17 protein-coding genes are annotated in these 14,679 nt (G+C 71.2%); 9 read left to right on the top strand and 8 right to left on the bottom strand.

All coding sequences use genetic code 11. The features are described 5' to 3' along the window. The first annotated feature begins 81 nt into the window (after positions 1-81). Both ACZ607_RS13915 and greA read left to right on the top strand, forming a co-directional pair. Positions 82-486: a DUF4307 domain-containing protein gene (locus ACZ607_RS13915; RefSeq protein ID WP_469734956.1), complete on the top strand. Its 405-nt coding sequence runs from the start codon at positions 82-84 to the stop codon at positions 484-486. Between the two features lie 214 nt (positions 487-700). Continuing rightward, a complete protein-coding gene (greA, locus tag ACZ607_RS13910) occupies positions 701-1,198 on the top strand; it encodes a transcription elongation factor GreA (RefSeq protein WP_403998705.1) in 498 nt (165 codons plus the stop codon). A gap of 66 nt (positions 1,199-1,264) precedes the next feature. Here the strand turns inward: greA and ACZ607_RS13905 are convergent, their stop codons facing one another. From ACZ607_RS13905 to ilvA, 3 genes are all read right to left on the bottom strand, one after another. Beyond that, the gene (locus ACZ607_RS13905) at positions 1,265-2,122 is read right to left on the bottom strand and encodes an ABC transporter permease (RefSeq protein WP_469734955.1); all 858 of its coding nucleotides are present in this window, start codon (positions 2,120-2,122) and stop codon (positions 1,265-1,267) included. Next, positions 2,119-3,123: an ATP-binding cassette domain-containing protein gene (locus ACZ607_RS13900; protein ID WP_469734954.1), complete on the bottom strand. Its 1,005-nt coding sequence runs from the start codon at positions 3,121-3,123 to the stop codon at positions 2,119-2,121. Before ACZ607_RS13900 ends, ACZ607_RS13905 begins: the two co-directional genes overlap by 4 nt. 148 nt (positions 3,124-3,271) lie before the next feature. Beyond that, a complete protein-coding gene (gene ilvA, locus ACZ607_RS13895; protein WP_469734953.1) occupies positions 3,272-4,501 on the bottom strand; it encodes a threonine ammonia-lyase in 1,230 nt (409 codons plus the stop codon). A gap of 157 nt (positions 4,502-4,658) precedes the next feature. Between ilvA and ACZ607_RS13890 the strand changes: the two genes are divergently transcribed. Next, a complete protein-coding gene (locus ACZ607_RS13890; protein ID WP_129265204.1) occupies positions 4,659-5,189 on the top strand; it encodes a MarR family winged helix-turn-helix transcriptional regulator in 531 nt (176 codons plus the stop codon). 81 nt (positions 5,190-5,270) lie between these two features. Beyond that, positions 5,271-5,462 carry a DUF1059 domain-containing protein gene (locus tag ACZ607_RS13885; RefSeq protein WP_469734952.1) on the top strand — a complete coding sequence of 64 codons (192 nt, stop codon included), beginning with the start codon at positions 5,271-5,273 and terminating at the stop codon, positions 5,460-5,462. A gap of 59 nt (positions 5,463-5,521) precedes the next feature. Here the strand turns inward: ACZ607_RS13885 and ACZ607_RS13880 are convergent, their stop codons facing one another. Further along, positions 5,522-6,667 (bottom strand): cystathionine gamma-synthase, encoded by a 1,146-nt coding sequence (locus tag ACZ607_RS13880; protein WP_469734951.1) that lies wholly within the window; start codon positions 6,665-6,667, stop codon positions 5,522-5,524. 79 nt (positions 6,668-6,746) lie between these two features. Between ACZ607_RS13880 and ACZ607_RS13875 the strand changes: the two genes are divergently transcribed. The 5 genes from ACZ607_RS13875 to ACZ607_RS13855 all read left to right on the top strand — a co-directional run bounded on the left by ACZ607_RS13875 (position 6,747) and on the right by ACZ607_RS13855 (position 10,196). After that, the gene (locus ACZ607_RS13875; protein WP_469734950.1) at positions 6,747-7,850 is read left to right on the top strand and encodes a hypothetical protein; all 1,104 of its coding nucleotides are present in this window, start codon (positions 6,747-6,749) and stop codon (positions 7,848-7,850) included. A 45-nt stretch (positions 7,851-7,895) separates the two neighbouring features. After that, positions 7,896-8,054, top strand: coding sequence for a hypothetical protein (locus ACZ607_RS13870; protein WP_469734949.1), 159 nt, complete (start codon positions 7,896-7,898; stop codon positions 8,052-8,054). Between the two features lie 67 nt (positions 8,055-8,121). Beyond that, positions 8,122-8,832, top strand: a complete 711-nt coding sequence (gene msrA / locus ACZ607_RS13865) for a peptide-methionine (S)-S-oxide reductase MsrA (protein WP_469734948.1) — start codon at positions 8,122-8,124, stop codon at positions 8,830-8,832. A gap of 118 nt (positions 8,833-8,950) precedes the next feature. Continuing rightward, entirely contained in the window at positions 8,951-9,589 is a 639-nt protein-coding gene (locus ACZ607_RS13860; RefSeq protein ID WP_469734947.1) for a ClpP family protease, read from the top strand. 1 nt (position 9,590) lies between these two features. Next, the gene (locus tag ACZ607_RS13855) at positions 9,591-10,196 is read left to right on the top strand and encodes a ClpP family protease (protein WP_469734946.1); all 606 of its coding nucleotides are present in this window, start codon (positions 9,591-9,593) and stop codon (positions 10,194-10,196) included. Positions 10,197-10,244: 48 nt separating this feature from the next. Here ACZ607_RS13855 and ACZ607_RS13850 read toward each other — a convergent pair whose 3' ends face one another. From ACZ607_RS13850 to ACZ607_RS13835, 4 genes are all read right to left on the bottom strand, one after another. After that, on the bottom strand, positions 10,245-10,613 hold the full coding sequence (locus ACZ607_RS13850) for a helix-turn-helix domain-containing protein (protein ID WP_469734945.1): 369 nt from the start codon (positions 10,611-10,613) through the stop codon (positions 10,245-10,247). A gap of 190 nt (positions 10,614-10,803) precedes the next feature. Then, on the bottom strand, positions 10,804-12,183 hold the full coding sequence (gene gdhA / locus ACZ607_RS13845) for an NADP-specific glutamate dehydrogenase (RefSeq protein ID WP_469734944.1): 1,380 nt from the start codon (positions 12,181-12,183) through the stop codon (positions 10,804-10,806). 293 nt (positions 12,184-12,476) lie between these two features. Continuing rightward, positions 12,477-13,160, bottom strand: coding sequence for an ABC transporter ATP-binding protein (locus ACZ607_RS13840; RefSeq protein WP_469734943.1), 684 nt, complete (start codon positions 13,158-13,160; stop codon positions 12,477-12,479). Positions 13,161-13,200: 40 nt separating this feature from the next. Continuing rightward, positions 13,201-14,670 carry an ABC transporter permease gene (locus ACZ607_RS13835; protein WP_469734942.1) on the bottom strand — a complete coding sequence of 490 codons (1,470 nt, stop codon included), beginning with the start codon at positions 14,668-14,670 and terminating at the stop codon, positions 13,201-13,203. Positions 14,671-14,679: the final 9 nt, after the last annotated feature.

Here is a 14,679-nt window from a genome sequence, read left to right as displayed (position 1 = left end):
ATTGGTCGCAGTGGTCGGCTTCTATAGTGACTGAACCGGGGGGTGGAAAATTCCTCGATCCCCGGTACGGGAGGAACGATCATGGCAGCGGTGCGCGAGGCCTTGCCCGAGGGGCGCTACGGCCGGTCGCAGGACGAACGCGCGGACCGCAAGCTGAAGATCATCGGCTCGGTCCTGGGTGTGGCCTTCCTCGCCGTGATCGGCTGGTTCGGCTACTCCTACGTCGCCGGTACGGACGTCAGCGCCGAGCTGATCAAGTCCAGGATCGTCTCCGACAGCCGCGCCGAGGCCCACCTGGAGGTCCGCAAGGACCGGGACGCCGACGGCCACTGCACGCTCCGCGCCCTGAGCGAGGACGGCGGGGAGGTCGGCCGGGCGGACTTCCGGTTCGACGAGCGGTCCGACCGGATCGACGAGGTCGTCACCCTGCGCACCACCTCCAGGGCCACCGCGGTGGAACTCAAGGGGTGCGCCGCGGGCGGCTGACCGCACCTCGACGCCGCCGGCCGGCCGTGCGCCGGGGCGCGCGCCGTCCTCACCCCCCAGATTTGGGGCTGACCTGCGCGGATGCGCGTGTGACGTTTTACCTTCTCCCCCTTTTCGCGCGGAATTGTTAGGCTCGTTGTTTCGCCCACCCGTGGCAGCGCATGCTTGGGGTAGGGCGTTGCTTTGTATTCCCAGCACCGACGAGGAGCACCCTGTGACCCAGACCAGCGATAACGTCACCTGGCTCACGCCGGAGGCGTACAACCAGCTGAAGGCGGAGCTGGAGTACCTGTCTGGTCCCGCGCGCACGGAGATCTCCGTCAAGATCGCGGCGGCCCGGGAGGAGGGTGACCTCCGTGAGAACGGCGGGTACCACGCGGCCAAGGAGGAGCAGGGCAAGATGGAGCTCCGGGTCCGCCAGCTGACCCAGCTCCTGGAGCACGCGAAGGTCGGCGAGGCACCTGCCGACGACGGCGTGGTCGAGCCCGGCATGGTCGTGACCATCGCCTTCGACGGCGACCCCGACGACACGGTCACCTTCCTGCTCGCCTCCCGTGAGTACGCGAGCGCCGACATCGAGACCTACTCCCCCCAGTCCCCGCTCGGCACCGGCGTGAACGGCAAGCGGATGGGCGAGGACGCGGAGTACGAGCTGCCGAACGGCAAGAAGGCCACGGTGAAGATCGTCTCGGCGAAGCCCTACCAGGGCTGACCCGGCCCCCACACATACGCACGGAGCCCCGGCCGTACACGCGGCCGGGGCTCCGTCGTGTGCGGATCAGGCCGTGGCCGAGCGGTACCTGCGGACCGCCAGGGTGCGGAAGACCGCGACGATCACGACCGACCAGATCACCGAGGCGAGGATCGGGTGCTGCATCGGCCAGGCGTCGGGGGTGACGAATCCCGGCGGCAGGTTGCCGAACAGCTCGCGGCAGGCCTGCACGGTGGCGCTGAAGGGGTTCCACTCCGCGATGTGGCGCAGGACCGTCGGCATCTGGTTGGCGTCCACGAAGGCGTTCGAGATGAACGTCAGCGGGAAGAGCCAGATCAGTCCGCCGGACGTGGCCGCCTCCGGGGTGCGCACGATCAGGCCGATCATCGCGCCGATCCAGGAGAAGGCGTAGCCGAGCAGGAGCAGCAGCAGGAAGCCGAGGAGCACCCTGCCGATGTTCTCGTGGGCCCGCCAGCCGATGATCAGCGCGACCCCGGCGAGGACGACGAGGGTGAGCGCGGTCTGGACGAGGTCGGCGAGCGTACGTCCGGTGAGGACGGCGCCGCGGGCCATCGGCAGCGACCTGAAGCGGTCGATCAGCCCCTTGTGCATGTCGTCCGCGATGCCCGCTCCGGCGCCGGCGGTGGCGAAGGTGACGGTCTGGGCGAAGATCCCGGCCATCAGGAATTCCTTGTAGTCCGTCGACGAGAGCGAACCGCCGACCTTGATGGACCCGCCGAACACGTAGGTGAACAGCACCACGAACATGATCGGCTGGACCAGTCCGAAGATCACCATCTCGGGGATCCTGGCCATGCGGATCAGGTTGCGTCTGGCGACGACGAGGGAGTCGGCGACGGACCGGCCGATCGCCCCCCGCTTCTTGAGCGGCACGACGCCCGGGGTGTCAGTGACGGCGGTCACCGGCCGTCCTCCTTCCGGCCGTCAGCGGCCTCTGTCGATGCGTCGGCGCCGTTCTTCCCCAGCTCGGCGGCGTGGCCGGTGAGCGAGATGAAGACGTCGTCGAGGGTGGGGCGGCGCAGTCCGATGTCGTCGATCTCCACGCCGTGGGCGTCGAGGTCGCGGATGACCTCGGCGAGCAGCTTGGCCCCGCCGGTGACCGGGACGGTCAGCTTGCGGGTGTGCTCGGCGACGGAGATCTCCCCCTTGCCGTAGGTGGCGAGCACCGAGCGGGCCGGTCCGATCTCGTCGGGCCGGTGCACGACGACCTCGACGCGTTCGCCGCCCGTGCGGGCCTTGAGCTGGTCGGAGGTGCCTCGGGCGATGACCTTGCCGTGGTCGATGACGCAGATGTCGTGCGCCAGGTGGTCAGCCTCCTCCAGGTACTGCGTGGTCAGCAGCAGTGTCGTACCGCCCGCGACGAGCTCCTCGATGACCTCCCAGAGCTGCTGCCGGTTGCGCGGGTCGAGCCCGGTGGTGGGCTCGTCCATGAACATCACCGGCGGGGAGACGACGAGCGCCGCCGCCAGGTCGAGGCGGCGGCGCATGCCCCCGGAGTACGTCTTCGCGGTGCGGTCGGCGGCGTCGGCGAGGTGGAACTTCTCCAGGAGCTCCCCCGCCCGCTTCTTCGCGTCGCGTGCGCCCATCTGGTAGAGCTGGCCGACCATCTGGAGGTTCTCGCGGCCCGTGAGGTATTCGTCGACGGCCGCGAACTGGCCGGAGAGGCCGATCGAGCGGCGTACCTCGTCGGGGTTCTTCAGGACGTCGATGCCCGCCACGACGGCCTGACCGCTGTCCGGCCGGATCAGGGTGGTCAGGACGCGGACGGCGGTCGTCTTGCCGGCGCCGTTGGGCCCCAGCAGGCCGAGGACGGTGCCTTCGGGTACGTCGAGGTCGACGCCGTCCAGTGCTCGTACATCGCCGAAGGTCTTCACCAGGCCTTCGGCGTAAATGGCGCCTGGCATACGGGATTCCCCCAGTTGCTTTCGCGTGAATTCCTGAGCGGATCGTAGGGTTTCCGGCCTCTCCGGGCCGGGACCACGGGGTTGTTCGGCGATGCACGGTAACGCGATACATCGCGACCCACAACAGGTTTTCCCGGGGCGCCGTCGCTCAGGCCCGCACGAGGTACCCCGCGGCCCTCAGTGCGGAGGCGACCTCCTCGCAGTGCTCCGGGCCCTTGGTCTCCAGGTGCAGTTCCACCTCCGCCTCGGTGAGCCCGAGCCGGGGGTCGGTCCGTACGTGCTGGATGTCGAGCACGTTGGCGTCGGCGACGGACAGGGTGGCGAGCATCGCGGCGAGCGCCCCCGGGCGGTCGGTGAGCCGCAGCCGCAGGCTGAGGTAGCGGCCGGCGGCGACCATGCCGTGGGTCAGGATGCGCTGCATCAGCAGGGGGTCGACGTTGCCGCCCGACAGCACGGCGACGACGGGCCCGCGGAACGCCTTCGGGTCGCTCAGGAGGGCGGCGACCGGGCTCGCCCCGGCCGGTTCGACGACCATCTTGGCGCGCTCCAGGCAGAGCAGCAGCGCGCTGGAGAGCTCGTCCTCGGAGACCGTACGGACCTCGTCCACCAGCTCCTGGACCAGCGGGAACGTGAGGTCGCCGGGGCGGCCCACCTTGATCCCGTCGGCCATGGTCTGCACCGAGCCGAGCGCCACCGGGTGCCCGGCGGACAGCGAGGGCGGGAAGGCGGCCGCCCCCGCCGCCTGGACGCCGACGACCTTGACGTCGGGGCGCATCGCCTTCACCGCGACCGCGATGCCGGCGGCCAGGCCGCCCCCGCCGATGCCGACGACGACCGTGCGGACCTCCGGGCACTGTTCGAGGATCTCCAGGCCGACGGTGCCCTGGCCCGCGATGATGTCGGGGTGGTCGAAGGGGTGGATAAAGACGGCGCCGGTCTGCTCGGCGTACTCCTGGGCGGCGGCGAGCGTCTCGTCGACGACGTGGCCCTGGAGCCGGACCTCCGCGCCGTACTCCCGGGTCGCCGCGACCTTCGGCAGGGGGGCGCCGACGGGCATGAAGACCGTGGAGCGTACGCCGAGCAGCGAAGAGGCGAGTGCGACACCCTGCGCATGGTTTCCGGCACTCGCGGCCACCACTCCGGCCGCCCTTTCGACGGGGCTGAGCCCGGCGATCCGTACGTACGCGCCCCGCAGTTTGAACGACCCGGTGCGCTGGAGGTTCTCGCACTTGAGGTGGACCGGTGCGCCGACGAGGGAGCTGAGGTGCCGGCTCCCTTCCATCCCGGTCGTTCTGGCCACCCCGGACAGCATCTTCTGCGCCCCTCTGATGTCGTCGAGGATCAGCGGCGGGAAGGGACCTGACGTACGGAAGCTCATGGCAGCAAGTCTTGCAGCTCGGAGCGGTCGGGGCCGTCGCATCTCATGGCGGCCTGCGGTGGTGTCCACAGGTTTGTGCAGCGCTGGTACACGTTGCCCCGTGGCCGCGTACTCTGTCCCCCACCCATCCGACACCGCACGAAGAGAGCCTCCAGCCATGCCCCCTCAGGACATGACGACTGCTGCGTCTCCTTCCGGGGGCGCGACCCCCGGACATCCGGGAACCGACCACCTGCTCGACGCTCTCCAGCACCAGGTGGCCGTCTTCGCCCGCCGTGCCGAGCAGACCCGCCTCGGCGGTGTCGGCCAGGTCCGCAACTCGATGGACCGGGCGGCCTATCTGCTGCTCAACCGGCTCGACGTGGAAGGCCCCATGGGCGTCAAGGCGCTGGCCGCGGGCATGGGGATCGACTCGTCGACCGTGACCCGGCAGGTCGCGCCGCTCGTCGACACCGGTCTGGTCAAGCGCACCTCGCACCCGGAGGACGGGCGCGCCGTCGTGCTGCAGCTGTCGCCGCGCGGCCAGTCCCGTCTCGAGGAGGTCCGCGCCTCGCGGCGTGAGCTGATGTCGCAGGTGACCGACGGGTGGACCGAGGAGGAGCGCGACACGTTCTGTGCGCTGCTGACCCGGTTCAACGGCTCACTGGCGGCCCGGCAGTCGGCGCACCAGTCGGCGCAGGAGAACTGACCGGACTCTCCCCGGCCTGTCCGTCCGGCCCCGCGGATCTATCCTGGAAGTGCCTGCACTCGCGAGTCGAGGAGGCCCGCCATGACACGGAAGACCGCCGACTGCCGTAGGTACCCGAGCGTCATGAACTGCACCCTCACCATCTCCGGTGAGGAGGACGAGGTCGTCCGGGCAGCCGCCGAACACGCGGTATCGGTCCATGAGCACACGGACGGCCCGGAGCTGCGTGAGCAGATCAGGGGCTCGCTGGAGGACGAGAAGGCCGCTGTCTGACCACCGTGCGTGCGCCGTCCGGCGGCGGGGACGGGTCCCGGCCGCCGGACGGAGGCGTGTCAGCCCAGTGCCTGCGTCAGGTCGGCCAGCAGGTCGTCGGCGTTCTCGATGCCGACGGACAGCCGGACCAGGTCGGCCGGGACCTCCAGCAGGGATCCGGCGGTGGACGCGTGCGTCATCCGGCCCGGGTGCTCGATCAGCGACTCCACACCGCCGAGCGACTCCCCGAGCGTGAAGAGCTTCGCCCGGTTGCAGACCTCGACCGCCGCCTCCTCGCCGCCCGCGACCCGGAACGACACCATCCCGCCGAACGCCTTCATCTGCTTGGCGGCGACCTCGTGGCCGGGGTGCTCCGGCAGCCCCGGGTAGAGGACCTGGGTGACCTTCGGGTGCCGGGTCAGCAGGTCGGCCACCTTGGTGGCGTTCGCGTCGTGACGGTCCATGCGGACCGCGAGGGTCTTGATCCCGCGCAGCACCAGCCACGCGTCGAACGGCCCGGCGACGGCGCCCATCGCGTTCTGGTGGTACGCCAGTTCCTCGGCCAGCTCCGGATCGCTGACGACGAGCGCGCCGCCGACGACGTCCGAGTGGCCGCCCATGTACTTGGTGGTGGAGTGCACGACGACGTCCGCGCCGAGCGAGAGCGGCTGCTGGAGGTACGGGCTGGCGAAGGTGTTGTCGACGACCAGCCGCACGCCCGCCTGCCGGGCCACGCCGGCGACGGCGGCGATGTCGGTGATGCCGAGCAGCGGGTTCGACGGGGTCTCCACCCAGATCGCCTTGGTGCGCGGGGTGAGCGCCGCCCGTACCGCGCTCACGTCCGAGGTGTCGGCGACCGAGAACTCCACGCCCCAGCGCGAGGCGACCTTCGCGAACAGCCGGAACGTGCCGCCGTACGCGTCGTTCGGGATGACCACGTGGTCGCCGGGGGTCAGCAGCGTACGCAGGAGGCAGTCCTCGGCGGCGAGGCCTGACGCGAAGGCGAGTCCGCGGCGGCCGCCCTCCAGTGCCGCGAGGTTCTCCTCCAGTGCGGTGCGGGTGGGGTTGGCGCTGCGGCTGTACTCGTAACCGCCGCGCAGCCCGCCGACGCCGTCCTGCTTGTACGTGGACACCTGGTAGATCGGCGGGACCACGGCGCCGGTGAGGGGATCCGCCGTGTTGCCGGCGTGGATCGCAAGGGTCTCGAAGCTGTGCTGGTCGCTCATGGGGCCCGAGCGTAGTTCGTCGGGAGGGTGGTTACGGGCCACTCGCCGCCCCGATACCCGTCCGGGGACAATGGACCGCATGGAGATTCTGTGGTTCCTGCTCGCCGTGTGCATGCTCGTCGCCGTCGTCGGCCCGCTCATGCTGCGGCGCCGTGGCGGTATCCGCCAGGTCGCGCCCGGTTCGCCCGACGCCGCCGACCCGGACACGTACGGGTTCGCACGCCAGGAGGAGCTGGACGTCCGGATGCCGGGCCCCGACCAGGACCTCCTCGACGTGCTCGACGTCGTCCAGGGGACCGGGAGCTGGAAGGCAGCCTCGCAGCTGCTCGCCGGCACGCCCAAGGAGAGCGAGATCCGCTGGCAGCGGGTGCAGGCGTTCGCCGGGGCGGCCTCCCTGGAGCTGGCACGGCAGCCCGGCGCAGGCGGGGCGTGGCTGAGGGCGTGGCGGGCCGAGGCCCCGAAGGACGCGGGCGCGGCGGCGGTGCACGCGGAGTTCCTGGTGCAGCAGGCGTGGCGTACCGGCACGGTGGGCACGGACGACTTCCGGATCATCCTGGAGGAGGCCCGTACGGTCTGCGGCGAGGCGGCCCTGCTGGCCCCGGGCGACCCCGTCCCGTACATCGTGGAGCTGGCCGTCGCCCGTGGACTGGGGTACTCCCACGAGGAGTTCGACCAGCTCTGGGCGAAGATCATCGACCGGGCCCCGGCGCACATGGGCGCGCACATCGCGGCCCTGCACTTCTGGTGCGAGAAGTGGCACGGCTCGCGCGAGGAGGCCGACCGCTTCGCGACGACGGCCGCCGCCCGCGCCCCGCAGGGCTCGCTGCTCGCCGCGCTGCCGCTGTTCGCGGTGTACGAGCACCTGCCCGAGGTCAATCTGGTGCAGGGCTTCTACCGGGGCGTCGTCGTCACGAAGGCGGTCGAGGGCGCGATGTTCGCGGTGCACGCGGCGCGCGCGGACGACCCGGTGCTCGCCCACGTCCGGCACCTGCTGGTCCTCTTCCTGGTCCGCATGGAACGCTGGTCGGAGGCGATGCACCAGCTCGTCCACATCGACGGCCACGTGGGCGCGCTGCCCTGGACCCAGAGCTCCGACCCGGCCGCCGAGTACACGGTGTACCGGGCGCTGGCCGTCGCCGGGTACGAGGCGAACGGCGGCAGCCCCGCGACGCTGCTCCACTGACCGACCCCGGCACGACCGCCCCCTCCGGATTGGACCGGCACACCCATGGCACGACTGATCCCCCTGATCCTGATAGCCCTCGCCGTCTGGTTCTGGCTGCGGGCCCGCAGGAAGACCGCCTCGTACATGGCCTCCTACGAGTCGCCGGCCGGCGGTGACCGCGAGGCCGGCGAGCGCCGCGATCCCCCGGCCCCGGCGGCCTGAGACCCGGAATCCACGGCGCCCCCACGGCGTTGTACGGAGCGAACCCCGACCCCGGAGGAGCCCCCGCATGTTCCTGACCCACCGCACCCCGCAGCTCCCCACCCCGGAGGAGGCCCTGCGCGGTCGTCCCACCCCCGAGTTCACCGTGCCGTCCCGCCACACCGTCCTCGGCAACCCGCTGACCGGCCCCTATCCGCAGGGCCTGGAGGTCGCCGACTTCGCGCTGGGCTGTTTCTGGGGTGCCGAGCGCAAGTTCTGGCAGACGGAGGGCGTCTGGACGACGCTCGTCGGCTACCAGGGCGGCTACACCGAGAATCCCTCGTACGAGGAGACCTGCTCGGGTCTGACCGGCCACACGGAGGCGGTCCGTGTCGTCTTCGACCCGAAGGTCGTCGGCTACGCGGACCTGCTGAAGGTCTTCTGGGAGTCCCACAACCCGACCCAGGGCTTCCGGCAGGGCAACGACGTGGGTACGCAGTACCGCTCGGCTCTCTACACCCACTCCCCCGAGCAGGCGGAGGCCGCGCAGGCGTCCCGCGAGGCGTACCAGCAGGTGCTGACGGGCGCGGGCTTCAAGGAGATCACCACGGAGATCCTGCCGGCCGAGGGCCGCACCTTCTGGCCCGCCGAGCCGTACCACCAGCAGTACCTCGACAAGAACCCCGACGGCTACTGTGGCATCGGCGGCACGGGCGCCACGCTGGAGTCCCCCTCGGAGACCAACTGGGGCCGCGCCTGCCCGACGGGCATCGCCCCGGCCCCGTCCGCCGGGGAGTGACCGGGCTCTGCCCGCGGCGTATCTGCCGCGGGCAGAGAAGGGTGATGCGGCGGCCCGGGTGGGCCAAGAGTGGAGGGAACGCGGTCGCCCAGGCCGCCGCCCCTCACCGGGAGGTCCCATGTCGCCCCACCCCGCCGCCGTCCCACGCGCCGCCGACGAGGACACGCCGTCGACACGGTTCGACGACCACCTCGCCGCCCAGCTCCTCGCCCAGCGGATCGTCTTCCTGGGCACCCAGGTGGACGAGGTCTCCGCGAACCGGGTCTGCGCCCAGCTGCTGCTGCTGTCCGCCGAGGAACCGCGCACCGACATCAGCCTGTACATCAACAGCCCCGGCGGCTCGGTGACGGCGGGGCTGGCCATCTACGACACGATGCAGCTCATCCCGAACGACGTCTCCACCCTCGCCATGGGATTCGCCGCCTCGATGGGGCAGTTCCTGCTCACCGTCGGGGCCCCGGGCAAGAGGTACGCCCTGCCGAACGCGCGGATCATGATGCATCAGCCGTCGGCGGGCATCGGCGGCACGGCCGCCGACATCGCGATCCAGGCGGAGAACCTCGACTTCACGAAGCAGGCGGTCGAGCGGATCACCGCGGCGCACACCGGGCAGTCCGAGGAGACGATCTCCCGGGACGGCGACCGGGACCGCTGGTTCACGGCCGCGCAGGCGAAGGCGTACGGCATGGTCGACCACGTCGTCGAGTCGCTCGACGACGTGCGCCCGGCCGGTTCGCGTCGACGGATGGGACTCTGACATGGGCCAGTACACGATTCCGAACGTCGTCGAGCGCACCCCGCAGGGTGAGCGGTCCTACGACGTGTTCAGCCGGCTCCTGTCCGAGCGCATCATCTTCATCGGTACGGAGATCGACGACGGGGTCGCCAACGTCGTCATCGCCCAGCTGCTCCACCTGGAGTCGTCGAACCCCGGGGGCGAGATCGCGGTCTATCTCAACTCGCCCGGCGGCTCGTTCACTTCGCTCATGGCCATCTACGACACGATGAGCTTCGTCTCGGCGCCCATCGCGACGTTCTGCGTCGGCCAGGCCGCCTCGACCGCGGCGGTCCTCCTGGCCGGCGGTGACCCGGGGCGGCGGTTCGTCCTGGAGCACTCCCGGGTGCTGCTGGGCCAGCCGGCCAGCGGCGGACAGCAGGGCACGGTCTCCGATCTGCGGCTCCACGCCCGGGAGATGCTGAGGATCCGCTCGCAGGTCGAGGAGGTCCTGGCCCGTCACACGCCCCATGACGTCGCGACCCTGCGGGCCGACACCGACCGGGACCGGGTCTTCACCGCCGAGGAGGCGGTGGCGTACGGCCTGGCGGACGAGATCCTCAGCCGCCGGGTCCCGGCCGCCGCCTGACCGTACGCCGCCCCCTGGACGTACGGCGCCCGACCGGATGCCGCCGGGTCAGGCGGCCAGGCGCACCTCGCCCATCGGTGCGCGGCCCGGAGCCGTACGGGACGGTGTGCGGCGGGCGATCTCCCCCTGGGCCAGGGACAGCACGTCGGCCAGCCCGAGTCCGAGCGAGCGGGCCGCGGCGGCGAGCACCTCCGACGAGGCCTCCTTGCGGCCGCGCTCGATCTCGGAGAGGTACGGCATGGAGATGCGGGCGGCCTCGGCCACGTCCTTGAGCGTCCGCTGCTGGGCGGTGCGCTCGCGGCGCAGGACATCGCCGACGACGTCCCTCCAGAGAGGCTCCCTGACGGCGGGGGCCGGTGCCGTGCGGACGGGGCGCAGGGGGATGACGCGGGCTTGGTTCGACGCGTAGCTGCTCATCGTCCGAGCGTAGGGACGAGGACGCCCGGAGCGGGAGAGGAAAGCCGTCCGCGCGGGGCGGATCTGCTGTCGGCAGAACGGCGGTTGCCGGTCGCCCCCGAACCGCTCCGGCCGGCGCACACGCTCCGCGCGGAGTGCTTCCGGCGCCGGCAGGGCCGGAGGCCGGTCGCCCCCGGCCCGCCGGGCGGGGTCAGATCAGGCCCTGCGCCAGCATGGCGTCCGCGACGAGTTCGAAGCCCGCGATGTTCGCGCCCACCACGTAGTTGCCGGGGCTGCCGTACTTCTCGGCGGTGGTGTAGCAGGAGTCGTGGATGTGGCGCATGATCTCCGCGAGCCGCTCCTCGGTGTGGGAGAACGTCCAGGAGTCGCGGGAGGCGTTCTGCTGCATCTCCAGCGCGCTGGTGGCCACCCCGCCGGCGTTGGCCGCCTTGCCGGGGGCGAAGGCGACGCCCGCGTCCTGGAAGACGTGGACGGCCTCGGGGGTGGTGGGCATGTTGGCGCCCTCGGCGACCGCCTTGACCCCGTTGCGTACGAGGGTCAGCGCATCCTCCTCGTGGAGTTCGTTCTGGGTGGCGCAGGGCAGGGCCACGTCCGCCGGGACGCTCCACACGCCGGTCCCGGGGACGTAGCGCACATGGTCGCCGCGCCGCTCGGCGTACTCGGAGATCCGGCCGCGGCCGTCCTCCTTGACCTCCTTGAGCAGCGCGAGGTCGATGCCCTTCTCGTCGACGACGTAGCCGCCCGAGTCGGAGCAGGTCACGACGGTCGCGCCGAGCTGCTGGGCCTTCTCGATGGCGTAGATGGCCACGTTGCCGGAGCCGGAGACCGCGATGCGCTGGCCTTCGAGGGTCTCACCGCGCACGCGGAGCATCTCGGCGGTGAACAGGACGCAGCCGTAGCCGGTCGCCTCGGTGCGGGCCTGGGCGCCGCCCCAGCCGAGGCCCTTGCCGGTGAGCACACCGGACTCGTAGCGGTTGGTGATCCGCTTGTACTGGCCGAAGAGGTAGCCGATCTCCCGGCCGCCGACACCGATGTCACCGGCGGGCACGTCGGTGTACTCGCCCAGGTGACGGTGGAGTTCCGTCATGAACGACTGGCAGAACCGCATGACCTCGGCGTCGGACCGGCCCTTGGGGTCGAAGTCCGCGCCGCCCTTGCCGCCGCCGATCGGCATGCCGGTGAGGGCGTTCTTGAAGATCTGCTCGAAGCCGAGGAACTTCACGATGCCGAGGTTGACGGAGGGGTGGAAGCGCAGTCCGCCCTTGTACGGGCCGAGCGAGCTGGAGAACTCGACGCGGAAGCCGCGGTTGACGTGGATGTCGCCGGCGTCGTCCGCCCACGGCACCCGGAAGATGAGCTGCCGCTCGGGCTCGCAGACGCGCTCGATGATCCGGGCGTCGACGAACTCCGGTCGCTGCGCCAGCACGGGGCCCAGGGTTTCGAGGACCTCGCGCACCGCCTGGTGGAACTCGTTCTCGCCCTGGTTGCGCCGGAGGATCTCCGCGTACAGCGGCTCGATGACACGGTTCTCGGCGGTGCGCGGGGTGAGGGAGTCGGAGCTGGCCGGCATCTGATCAAGACCTTCCGTGGGTGGGCTCATGCGCGTCGGCGCTCCCTGTCCCCGGAGGCGCCACCGGCCCGTGGGGACCGTTTGCACCCCGCAAGTCTCGCAGCGCGGCCCCTTCGCGCTCAGGCGACATCCACATAGTGGCCATGGGGGCCCGTCCGGTACGGGCGGTTCTGGCCCCGTACACCCGTTCCCTCCGGGGCGGACGGGCCGCACGCCACCCGCGCCGTGGGGCGGCGCGGGTGGCGAACCTCACAGTCGGAGGAGGACGGCTGTGAGGTCCGGCGGTGCCCGGGTCAGGCCGCCGCGTTCTCCGTCACGGTGACCTTGCCCTTGCGGATGGTCGCCACCCTGGGCGCCTTACGGGCGAGGGAGCTGTCGTGGGTGACCATCACGAAGGTGAGCCCGTGCTCCTTCCACAGCCCGTCGAGCAGCTCCATGATCTCGTCGCGCATGGACTCGTCGAGGTTGCCGGTCGGTTCGTCGGCGAGCAGCACCTTGGGCCGCTTCACCAGCGCCCGGGCGATCGCGACGCGCTGCTGCTGGCCGCCGGACATCTCGCTCGGCAGGTGGGTGGGGCGGTCGCCGAGGCCCACCGACTCCAGGGCCTCCGCGGCCCGCTCGCGGCGGGTCCTCGCGCCGAGGCCGAGGGGGACGAGCGCCGTCTCGACGTTCTCCTGGGCGGTGAGCGTCGGGATCAGGTTGAAGCTCTGGAAGACGAATCCGATGGACTCGGCCCGGACCTTGGTGAGCCGGGACTCGGGGAGCTTGGCCAGGTCGACACCGTCGAGCTCGATGGTGCCGGAGGTCGGCCGGTCCAGCCCGCCGAGCATCTGCAGGAGCGTGGACTTGCCCCCGCCGGTGGGGCCCTGGATGACGAGCCGCCCGCCGTCCTCGATGGTCAGATCGACTCCGGCGAGCGCGTCGACGGGATTCTTGCCGCGCATGTAGCGCTTGGTGACGCCCTTGAGCTGGTACACGTGTGGACTCCTGCTGTACGTACGGGAGGGGAGGAAGGGGCTACGCGACGCGGCGCAGCGCGTCGGCCGGCCGCAGCCGGGAGGCACGCCAGCCGCCGAAGGCTCCCGCGATGAGCCCGCCCGCCACCGCCAGGGCGACGGCGATGAGGATCGTGGTGAGGGAGACGGGCGCGGTCAGGGCGATGTCCAGGGTCTTGGACGCGGTCTGACGGCCGCCTCCGCCGCCGCCCATCGGGCCGCCGCCCATGCCGCCTCCGCGGCCTCCGCCGGTGGAGCCGAGCTGCGCGGTGAGGGTGGGGCTGATGGCGGTCACGACATAGGCGCCGGCGACACCGACGGCGATGCCGAGGACGCCGCCCATCAGGCCGTTGACGAGGGCCTCGCCGACGACCTGGCGGGTGACCCGTCCGCTCTTCCAGCCGAGGGCCTTGAGCGTGCCGAACTCCCGCACCCGGCGGCTGACCGCGGAGGACGTCAGCAGGCCGGCGACGAGGAACGCGGCGACCAGGACCGCGATGGAGAGCCACTTGCCGACGCTGGAGGCCAGGTCGGAGGCGGTGGAGAGGGAGCCGGACACCGTGTCGGCGAGGTCGGCGGAGGTGGTGACCGTCGTGCCCGAGATGTTCTTCTGGATGGCGGCCTTGACGGTGTCGATCTTCTGCGAGTCGGCGGCCTGGACGTAGACCGTGGTGACCTTGTCCTTGGAGTCGGCGACGGTCTGCGCCTGCTTCAGCGGGATGTAGACGTTGGCGGCCGCGTCGCCGCTGTCCGCCGTGGAGACGCCCACGATCGTGTACGCGGTGCCGGAGACGGTGACGGTCTTGCCGACCGCGAGCTCCTTCTCCTTGGCGTAGGCGGAGTCGACGACCGCGACCTTGGCGTCGGTCTCGGCGGCCTTGAAGGTACGGCCCTTGGTGATCTTGGAGGAGGTCAGCGGGCCGAGGTTCTGCTGGGTGACGTCGGTGCCGTACACGGTGAAGGAGTTGACGTCGAAGGATGCCCCGCCGCCCTGGACCTCACCCTGCGGCTGGCCGCCGCCGCTGCCGCCCCGGCCGCCGGGGCCGCCCTGGGACGCGCTCTCGTCCTGCTTGAACTCGCCGCGCTTGAACTGGCCGTCGACCTTCATGACGGTCAGGCTCAGCCCGCCCACCGCGTCCGCGACGCCGTCCTGCTGTCCCACCTTGTCGACGGTGCTGGAGGCCAGCGTCTGGAAGCCCTGGACCATGACGCGGTCCGTGCTCTGGGTCGCCTCGTCGTCGTCCTTGGCGTCGAACTCGAACCGGGGCCGCTCGGTGCCGCCGGAACCGGGGGCGGCCGCGGCCTTGGTCACCGTCATGTCCGTGCCGAGGCCGTACAGCGATTCGAGGACCTTGTCCTGGGCCTTGCTCATGCCCGAGGAGACCGAGCTGACGATGATGACGAGCGCAATGCCGAGGGCCAGCCCCGAGGCGACGACGAGCGCCGCCTTTCTGCGGCGGCGCAGCTCGCGCCGGAGGTAGGTGAAGAACATGGCGCGAAG

It is taken from the genome of Streptomyces sp. NPDC104381, from assembly GCF_055583745.1.
The sequence above is the reverse complement of the archived record's forward strand: the minus strand, read 5'-3'. Positions and strand labels throughout refer to the sequence as shown.